Below are 10,686 nucleotides of genomic sequence, written 5' to 3'. Positions count from 1 at the left end.
GGTTACTACAATTTACTGCATTTTAGCAGTTTGCACAACTTTTTATAAATGCACAACGGGTTTAATACTATATTTTAGTATCTGTAATAAAGGCCTTAATACAAATTACAACAATGTATAAAAATAAAATTCTTTTATTTCATAAAGAATTTCTATTTAACTATATTTAAACAGTATTTAAACTACGGAAATCCGTATTTTATATTTAAATAACTATAAGTTTTTTAATATAAAAACAAACAGCATACTCCGCAACAACTCTCAGCGCATTTAATCTCAATTATTAAGTAAAAAAACACCTGTAATTAATTAAAATTACAGGTGTTGGGAACCATCGAAGGTTAAGTATTTGGGCTATTTACTATAATCTATCGCGTTCTTCTACGTCGATAGTTTTCTTATTATTGCGTAGTCTATAATTACCAAACTTATAGGTAAATCCTAGTAAAATAGTTCGGCTTTCAAATCGGCTTCGGTACGCGTTGTACTGATTTAGATATTGGGTAGTACTGGTAAAAATTTGTCCGTTAAAAATATCGTTTGCCTGTAAACTAATTCGAGCTCTATTGTCCCATAATTTTTTGCTCATAGATACTGAGAAAACACTACGTGCCGTTACCTCGGCATTCGCATCGTTAGATGGTAACACATATTGGTAGGTGACATCTAACAACAGCGAGTTGTCTTTTAATAAATTAAAATAGTTCCCTAAGAAAACCCAACCTATCCAACGGTTATTGTCTAACAACTGATTTTCATTCTCCACCGCAAAAAATTGTAACTTATTATAAAACGTAGACGACTCAAAATACAAATACCATTTTTTAGAAATAGGCTTGTTTATATACAAGTCTAAACCATACGATGCTGCCTTGTCTAAATTATCGGCTACGTACTTCATCTTACGAGTTTCGTTCTCTTGAAAACTTAACTCAGACATTGGGTTACTAATATGCTTATAAAACAACGATACCGTATATGCATGTTTATATGTGTAGTCTATACTCGTATAATGCTTAACAGCCGGTATTAATGATGCGTTACCCATAACAAAACTATTATCGCTTAAATAAAAACGAAACGGGTTTAAACGCTTATATGAGGGTCTGGTAATACTCTTTTTATAAGACAATGAAAAACTATGATTTTTTGACGGATCATACGAAACACTCGCAGATGGAAACCACTTAAGGTAATTAAAGCTGTTAGTATCGGTTGTATTGGCTGCTGTACCTGTAGCATCTGTATATTCTAATCGTATACCCACTCGTAAACTCCATTTGGTATAGTTTTTAGAAACACTAGCATACCCCGCAATATTGTCCTCTTCATAATCAAATGTATACGCATTATCTACAACTGTCCCCTGTTGTACCAAATTACTATTGGTGCTAATAATACCTGCTTTAGCACCAAAAATTAACGCAACATCTTTTGGTAAAGGGAGTTCGTAATCTACTTGTCCGGTAAAAATATCTATCCCCTGTTTAGAGGTCGAATTAATAGCATTAGTATTTAATAACGCATTGGTTGCCGAAAAATAATTTGTAGCTACATCTTGTGCTCGTTCATAATTATAATACGTGTAATGCGCCAATATAGAAAGCGATTGCCCATTACTATCATAATCGTACCCTAAATTTAAGGCTACATTTGTTTTATTATCTAGCGTTGTATTTAACGAATTAAAGGTAGAGTCAATAGCACTAGTCTGATTATAAGCTATTATCTTACTTTTTGTAGTACGTTTCCAATACGGATTGTACAATGCATTGGCACTAAAAATTAAACGGCTCTTAGTGCTAAGATCGTAGTCTATATTAGTAGTTACTGAATGGTCTTCGTGCCAGGTATCTAAATCAATATTCGAATTCCAATATCCGTTTTCTTCATTATTCTCATAAAACTGAATAAACTCAGAAGTAATACGGTCTTCTTTCTTTTTAGTATAACCATAGCTTACATACATATTTAATTTGTCATTCTTATAAAAATGAGCCGTATTAAAACTATACTTAGGATAAATACCCTGTGTGTAATTTCCGGAAACCGTACCATTATACCCAGTTATAAGGATTTTACTCATTTTAATGTTTACAACAATAGCATCTTCGGCATCGTATTTAGCAGACGGATTGGTAATTACCTCAACCGATTGTATAGACGTTGCGGGCGTACTTTCTAATAATTGTTGTAATTCAGACGAGGTTAAATGTACCTTCCTATCGTTTATATAAATAGTAGGTTGCTGCCCTTTTACCATAAGTTGGTTATTCATTACAATAATACGCGGCGTTTGTTTTAATACGCTCCAGGTACTACCACTGGTTAACGAAGTATTGGCAACATTAAAAACCGTACGATCAGATAATCGTTTTACCGTAGGCATTTTAGCATTTACAGTAACCTCATCCAGGCTCAAAGACTTTGACTGCAGTACAATATTGTTAAGTGTTACATTACCACTTACTTCTATATGCTTCTCATAATTGGTAAATCCGATAAATGAACAGTGTATGGTGTAGGTTCCTTCAGTAATATTGGTAAATTCAAATGTTCCTCCTTCATTTGTAGCAATACTACCTACAACGTCGTTTTCACTGTCTTTAAGTAGCACCGTTGCATAGACAATAGGGGCATTCGTACTATCAATAACCGAACCCGATATCTTAAAATTTTGAGCTATCGTGGGGGAACAAAATAAAAAAAGAGTTGAAATCACAAAATAAGACTTCATCGGTTCAATATCGCTTGGTTGGTGTTAACAAATTATTAACAAATATATCATTTTTTTCTTACTAGCAAACAAATCTACACATAACTACCCAATAGCCTAGTAAATCCATTATATTTGCAAATTGATAAGAAAGCAATTAAGGAAGCATGAAGCATATTCGTAACTTTTGTATTATAGCACATATTGATCACGGTAAGAGTACGTTGGCAGATAGGTTATTAGATTTTACAGGGGCTGTAACCGAAAGAGAAAAACAAGATCAGCTGTTAGATAATATGGATTTAGAGCGTGAACGTGGTATTACCATTAAGAGTCACGCCATTCAAATGGAGTATACCTATAAAGGAGAACAATACGTTTTAAACCTTATAGATACCCCTGGTCACGTAGATTTTAGTTACGAAGTTTCCCGTTCTATTGCTGCTTGTGAAGGTGCCCTATTAGTAGTTGATGCTGCTCAAAGTATTCAGGCACAAACCATCTCTAACCTGTATTTAGCGTTAGAAAATGATCTTGAGATTATCCCCGTACTTAATAAAGTAGACCTTCCTAGTGCAAGCCCTGAAGAAGTAACCGATGATATTGTAGATCTTTTAGGTTGTGACTCGGATGAAGTTATTCCTGCCTCTGCTAAAACAGGTATTGGTATTGAAGAAATTCTATCGGCTATTATCGAACGTATTCCGGCTCCAAAAGGAACTATAGACGAACCATTACAGGCACTTATCTTTGACTCTGTTTACAACCCGTTTCGTGGGGTAGAAACCTATTTTAGAGTTATTAATGGGGAAATCCATAAAAATCAGAAAATTAAATTTATGGCAACCCAAAAGACCTATTTTGCTGATGAAGTAGGTATTTTAAAACTAAAACAAGACCCTAAAAAAGTAATTTCTGCTGGCGATGTAGGATACCTTATTACGGGTATTAAAGATGCCAGAGAGGTGAAAGTGGGAGATACCATTACAGATGCTGCTGAACCTACAAAAAATATGATTGGAGGTTTTGAAAACGTAAAACCTATGGTATTTGCAGGTATTTATCCGGTAGATACAGAGGATTATGAAGAATTAAGAGCTTCTATGGAAAAATTACAATTGAACGATGCTTCATTGGTATTTACACCAGAAAGTTCTGCCGCTCTTGGTTTTGGTTTCCGTTGTGGTTTTTTAGGTATGTTACACCTAGAAATTGTTCAAGAACGTTTGGAACGTGAATTTGACATGACTGTTATTACCACAGTGCCCAACGTAAGTTACCATTCCTATACTAAAAAGGATCCAGACGATATTATTATTGTAAATAATCCTTCCGATATGCCCGACCCAACTATTATGGATCGTGTGGAAGAACCTTATATTAAGGCTACCATTATTACCAAGGCTGACTTTGTAGGGCCTGTAATGAGTTTATGTATTGAAAAGCGTGGACAAATTACAAACCAAACTTATTTAACACCAGAACGTGTTGAATTAACATTTGACATGCCTCTAGCAGAAATTGTATTTGATTTTTACGATCGTTTAAAAACGGTTTCTAAAGGATATGCTTCTTTTGATTATAGCCCTATTGGTATGCGAGCTTCTAAGCTAGTACGTGTAGACGTACTTATTAATGCGCAAAGTGTAGATGCTCTTTCTGCATTAATTCACGCAGACAATGCTTATAACATTGGTAAAAAAATGTGTGAGAAATTAAGAGAATTGATACCTCGTCAACAATTTGATATTCCAATTCAGGCAGCTATTGGAGCTAAAATTATTTCTAGAGAAACCATTAAGGCACTTAGAAAAGATGTAACTGCTAAATGTTATGGTGGTGATATTTCTCGTAAACGTAAACTGTTAGAGAAACAGAAGAAAGGTAAAAAGCGTATGCGTCAGGTAGGTAATGTAGAAATACCTCAACAAGCGTTTATGGCCGTTCTTAAACTTAACGATTAGCACAACAATTGATAATATATTGAAGCCGGAGTTGAACCTCCGGCTTTTTTATGCTCTTATGTTGCTTAATTAAGATTAATTCTAAATAACCTTAATATACTATTAATAGTTCTATATTTTGTACGTTTTTTCAACATTAATACAAATTTAATTTGGGTAATAGTAAAGAAATAGTTCCTTAAAATATTAACAACAATAGCTTAAAAAGCCTTTAAGTTTTACCAGATACTTTTGGAAACATCAAAACACTTAATTACTCAAACAATGAAAATCTCAAGAAATTTCACAAAATTATTCGTTGCTGCATCTGCAGTAGCACTTTTCGCTTCTTGTGCGGAAGACGGAAAAGACGGTATTAATGGTGCCGACGGTGCCGATGGTTCAGACGGACAAGACTACACTGCAGAACAAACAATGTTCGAAAACAAATCTTCTGTTGAGCCTTTAGTTTCTATGGCTCCTCAGTTCAACTATGTAAAAGCATATTCTTTAATTAGTACTCCTGATGTTATTGGCGATAGCAACTTCCAATTAGCAGGTTCTGCTGATGGTGCCGGTTTCTTAAAAGACGAAGATGAATACATCTACGTTGTAAACTGTGAAGATAGCTACGCTGTTGCTCGTATCCGTTTAGACAAATATTTTAACCCAATAGCTGGTGATTATTTATTAAACTCTGGTGTTGCAGATTACGCTCGTCAGTGTTCTGCTACTATGTGGGAAGCTGATATCCACGGTGGTAGTTCTGATTTGTTCTTATCTGCTTCTGAAAGTATCAATTACGATGTTAAAGGAATCGATCCTTGGAATACTTCTCCTAATCCTACTGCAGACTACGGTTTAGACGCTTTAGGTGAGTTTTCTTGGGAAAATGCGGTGCCACTTCCTCAAGGTGCTTTTTCTGGTAAAACTGTAATCATTGGTGGTGATGATGATTCAAGCGGATCTCAAGGACAGGTAGTTATGTACCTTTCTGAAAACGGTGATGCTGATTTAGATAATGGTAAAGTATACGTTTTAAAAACTAAAGAAGTTTCTAACGGTTCTGGTAGTGTTATGAATGTTGATACTGCTACTCAATACAACGAAGGTAACTTTGACTTTGGTGTTGAATATGCTGTAGAGTTTGTTGAACTTACAAACGCCGCTTCTATGACTAAAAGTGAAGTTGAATCTGCTTGTAACAACGTATTAGCTACTCAGTTTATGAGAGTTGAAGATGTTGATTACCAAAAAGGTAGTGATGATAACGGAAGAAACGTTTACTTTAACGTAACTGGTAGAGGTCCTGGACAAGGTACTTACAATGACTGGGGAACTGTTTACAAATTAGTTTTAGATCCTAGCAACCCATTAGAAGGTACACTTAAGCAAATTATTAGTGGTAACACTACTACTAATAATATGGATGGTAACTTAGATGAGCTTCAAAGTCCTGATAACATTTGTGTTACTGAGAACTTTATCTACATCCAAGAAGATCCTAACTCTTTTAGCAAAGGGCACCCATCTTACATTTATCAAAGTGATATAAACGGTAACAACATTAGTAAATTATTAGAAATCGTTATTCGTCAAGATTTAGATCCTAACAACAGTACTGGTTACAGTGGTGAATTTGGTTCATTAATCGACGTTTCTGATAAAGTTGGTGTTGCCGGAACATTTATCTTAGCTGTTCAGCCTCACTATTGGGAAAGTGATGACTTCAAAAACTTAGATGGTCACGATAATTCTGCTTTCTACGAAGACGATCAGGCTTCTCAAATTGTTGTTTTACAAAACTTACCTAGATAAGGTAGTAACTTTTTATAAAAAACCTCTGCATACCTATGCAGGGGTTTCTTGCTTTTAAATATCTCAGGATTATGACGTACAGAGTTTTACTTTTTTCTTTTTTAACACTATTGTTTCTTGCCTCTTGTAAACAAGAAAAACCTACCTATGAAACAATAACTCCGAAAGACGGATGGCAAACTGCACAACACTACTATTTACAAAATATAGATAGTGCTATTACTAAACTAGATGCTTTAAAAAAAGTAGGTGCAACGGCAGATAACAGTAAACAGCTATTTACCGAAGCGCGCTTATATTTTAAAAAAGCCGAGCCTTATGCTTCTTATCTTAATCCTGAAGTAGGGCATAAAACCAATGGCCCTGCACTTCCTGTTTTCCAGGATGATAATAATAGAGTAATGGCTCCCATCGGGCTTCAAAAAATTGAAGAAGGTATCTATGAAGGAGAAACAGCTCCTGAAACCTTTACAGAAGAAATTAATGTGGCTATGGGATTAATGAGGGTGTTACATAAAAACATAGCAAAAAGAGAGCTTACTCCTAAACGCTTTTTTGTGGCAACCCATCAACAATTATTACGTATTATCTCATTTTCTATTACCGGATTTGATACCCCGGTGAGTACTATAGGACTTAATGAAGCAGCTGTTTCATTAACTTCTTTAGAATATGTGTATTCACAAACCATTCAACTAACAATACTAGAAAAAAACAAAGCCTTAGATGCCGAGTTTAAAGAACACATTAAAAATGCTGTTACTTACCTTAAGGAGCATACTAACTTTGCTGAATTTGACCGATTTACGTTCATCAGAGATTATATGAATCCGATTACCCGCAATTGGGTTGCTATTCGTAAAACAAGTGAACTTTGGAATGGTAGTCAGGATTATCCGTTTAATTTTGATGCGCCTACCTTTTTTGAAAACAACAGTTTTAATACAGCATATTTTTTACCTTCTAACAACCGAAAACCAACCAAAGAACAAATAGAACTAGGTGAAAAATTGTTTTATGACGAAAACCTTTCGTCTACAAAAACTATGAGTTGTGTTACTTGTCACCTTCCTGAATTAGCATATACCGACGGTAAAACCCTTACCATTGGTAACAAAGGAAAAGCATTGCAACGCAATGCACCCACCCTTATAAACTCCATTTACCAGAAACGCTTTTTCCTTGATGGAAGATCGGAAACTATTGCCGACCAAATTACTTCGGTATTTAAAAACAAAGACGAGTTTAATACACAGGTACACAAATTTTCTAATGATCTTCTAAAAGATACTACCTATATAAAGCTTTTTGAAAAAGCCTATGGTAGCGTTCCTAATAAAAACACGGTAGTTATTAAAGCCTTATCAGCGTATTTAAGTACGCTAAATACTTTTAATTCTAAGTTTGATAAAAACATACGTTCTGAAGAGAACACTTATACCAAAGAAGAACAATTAGGTTTTAACCTGTTTACTGGAAAAGCTTTATGTGCTACCTGCCACTTTATACCACTAACCAATGGTACGGTACCTCCATTTTTCAACGATACGGAGAAGGAAGTAATTGGAGTGCCAGAAACAGCAGAAAACAAACAACTAGATGATGATACTGGTTTTTACTGGTACTATAAGGTAGCTATACACAAAGGCATGTTTAAAACACCTACAGTACGTAATGTCGAGCTTACCGGCCCATACATGCATAACGGAGTATATACTACCTTAGAACAAGTAGTAGATTTTTATAATAAAGGCGGCGGCGGCGGACTAGGTTTTGACCTACCACACCAAACCTTGCCGTTTGATAATTTACAACTTACTGAAGAAGAACAAAAAGCCATTATAGCTTTTATGAAAACACTTACCGACACACAAATAGAAGGTACGTATTAAATAAACACAACCACATTTTTAAGAAGCCAACTCCTTTGGGGTTGGCTTTTTTAATTGCCTAATTGTTCGTTTTTAAAATTTAATTACCACCCATAAAAACGAATCTTCACATTTTAATATTTCTTTAGATAACAAAACAGGGGAAATCTCAGAAGCTATAGATACTGCAAAGTCAAATATGAAATATTTAAAGAAACTTGTATAAAAATTCTATGTTTTTTTATAAATTAATGGCTCATAAAAAAGCTATTCAAAAAATCTTAAATTCATTGCACTTTTTTTGCCCTTACACACTTTTATATTTTGAATAGCTTTTTTTACTCAATAATTGAGATTAAATGCTTCGTGGGCTTGCCCCAAGGTAGTTTACTCTTTATGAAAATATACTTTTTCTTTAACTCGCAGGATTTAATAATTCCATTGGCTTTCCTAAATACACCAGTTTATAGCCTTCTTCTATACCAAAGTTGGCATCTAATGACGCTATAATGTGTAATACCCCATCATAATCTTTAATAAATAACGGAATTGTTTTTATTTCATCATTCAATCGGGTTACCTCTTTCACGTAGTGATCTTTAGATTCTAGATTCAATTCATTTACATTAGGATAGTCTCTAGCTACCTCACTCAAATTTATAAAATCGTCATGCTGAGAGAATATCTGCTCTAAAGGAAGATCATCCTGCCCTATTTCATCAGACGATATTAAACGAAAAGATCCATTTTCTCCCAGGTACTTTTGAAACTTATTTAGCGTATACTTGTTTACCTCATCACTTGCCGTTAAAGCTAACAAGTACCCTATGTTATTAAACTCAATATTAGCAGTAAGATCGTCTGTAAAAATATTAACCTCAGCTGCTTCTATTCCCATTTCTAAAGAGCGTTCTACATTATCTGGGTTACTATCTACCAACACCACATGTCGATTATTTTTAACCAAATATTTAGCAATCAGTCGGCATACATGAGAAGCCCCTACAATTACAATTCCGTTAGAATTTTTTAAAAATACCCCTGATACTCTGGCAAACAAACGTGCCGTGGTAGCGTTTAATAATACCGTACCCAGTACAATTACAAACACCAATGGTGTAATATACTCAGCCCCATTTTCCCCTATCATCACCAATTTTAAACCAAACAACGAAGCAATACCCGCAGCTACAATACCACGTGGTCCAACCCAACTTATAAACATTTTCTCATTTATTTTTAAGTTAGAGCCCATAGTACTTATAAATACACCTAATGGCCTTATAGCAAATACAATCACAGCAAATAATATAGCGGTATTCCAATTGTAGATTAACTCTAAATCGGACATATTAATATTAGCTGCCAGTAGAATAAACAGTATCGAAATCAGTAGTACACTTAACGACTCTTTAAAGTACAGAATATCTTTTAAATTAGGAAGGTTGATGTTTCCTAAAACCATTCCCATTACCACCACTGCCAATAAACCAGATTCATGCGCAAACTGATCAGACAATACAAAAACCCCTAAAACAGCCGACAGTGCTACCACATTCATAAGGTAATGAGGTATCCAATTCTTTTTAATAAAAAAGTATAACAAGTAAGCCGCAGAAAAACCAAACGAACCCCCAATAACCACAATTTTACCAAACTCCTCTAAAGCCTTTTGGGTAAATTCGCCTCCTGCATCCACACTAATAAACTCATATACCAATACTGCAACCAATGCCCCAATAGGATCAATTAAAATACCTTCCCACTTAAGTACAGCAGACACATCTTTCTTTAAAGGTATATTTCGTAAAATGGGTGTAATTACTGTTGGGCCGGTTACAATAATTAAAGAAGCAAATAAAAAGGCAATGGGCCAGGTTAAACCAAAAATAAAATGAGACGCCACCCCTGCTCCAAAAAATGTAATAACACTACCTATGGTAATTAACTTAATAATTACGGAACCAACGTTTAAAATTTCAGAACGCTTAAGGGTTAGTCCGCCCTCAAAAAGAATTACACTAATGGCAAGCGATACAAAATTAAACATACGTTCTCCCGGAAAAAGCCCCTCTTTACCATTCCAGGTAGGTTCTAACCATTTTCCTCCATCAGGAGTAAAGTAGGTAGAAATTGGCCCCACACAAAGTCCTATTAAAATAAGTGGTAAAATTGCAGGCAGCTTTAATCTCCAGGCCACCCATTGCGCTAAAATTCCAAGTATAACAATTCCTGCTAGTGCTAACATATTTCAAAACAAGGTTAAGTTTATTCAATAATCGAGATTAAATACTTCATCGACTCACCAAAAAGCAATTTACTAAAATAAGGGCTTCGG

At 34.8% G+C, this 10,686-nt stretch carries 5 protein-coding genes; 3 read left to right on the top strand and 2 right to left on the bottom strand.

Translation table 11 applies throughout. The features are described 5' to 3' along the window. Positions 1-361 precede the first annotated feature (361 nt). Entirely contained in the window at positions 362-2,737 is a 2,376-nt protein-coding gene (locus NBRC110019_RS10160; protein ID WP_281754548.1) for a TonB-dependent receptor domain-containing protein, read from the bottom strand. Positions 2,738-2,883: 146 nt separating this feature from the next. On the opposite strand from NBRC110019_RS10160, the gene lepA reads away from it, so the two are divergent. The 3 genes from lepA (at position 2,884) to NBRC110019_RS10145 (ending at position 8,369) form a co-directional block, all read left to right on the top strand. Beyond that, positions 2,884-4,680, top strand: a complete 1,797-nt coding sequence (lepA, locus tag NBRC110019_RS10155) for a translation elongation factor 4 (RefSeq protein ID WP_281754547.1) — start codon at positions 2,884-2,886, stop codon at positions 4,678-4,680. A gap of 264 nt (positions 4,681-4,944) precedes the next feature. After that, complete coding sequence (locus tag NBRC110019_RS10150) at positions 4,945-6,477, top strand: PhoX family protein (RefSeq protein WP_281754546.1); 1,533 nt, start codon at positions 4,945-4,947, stop codon at positions 6,475-6,477. Between the two features lie 71 nt (positions 6,478-6,548). After that, the gene (locus tag NBRC110019_RS10145; RefSeq protein ID WP_281754545.1) at positions 6,549-8,369 is read left to right on the top strand and encodes a cytochrome c peroxidase; all 1,821 of its coding nucleotides are present in this window, start codon (positions 6,549-6,551) and stop codon (positions 8,367-8,369) included. A 394-nt stretch (positions 8,370-8,763) separates the two neighbouring features. Here the strand turns inward: NBRC110019_RS10145 and NBRC110019_RS10140 are convergent, their stop codons facing one another. Beyond that, on the bottom strand, positions 8,764-10,596 hold the full coding sequence (locus tag NBRC110019_RS10140; protein WP_281754543.1) for a cation:proton antiporter: 1,833 nt from the start codon (positions 10,594-10,596) through the stop codon (positions 8,764-8,766). Between the last annotated feature and the right edge of the window lie 90 nt (positions 10,597-10,686).

The sequence above is a fragment of the Neptunitalea chrysea genome (assembly GCF_027924145.1).
Classification (GTDB): Bacteria; Bacteroidota; Bacteroidia; order Flavobacteriales; family Flavobacteriaceae; genus Neptunitalea; species Neptunitalea chrysea.
Note: the sequence above shows the minus strand (reverse complement) of the source record. Positions and strands in the feature narration are given on the sequence as shown.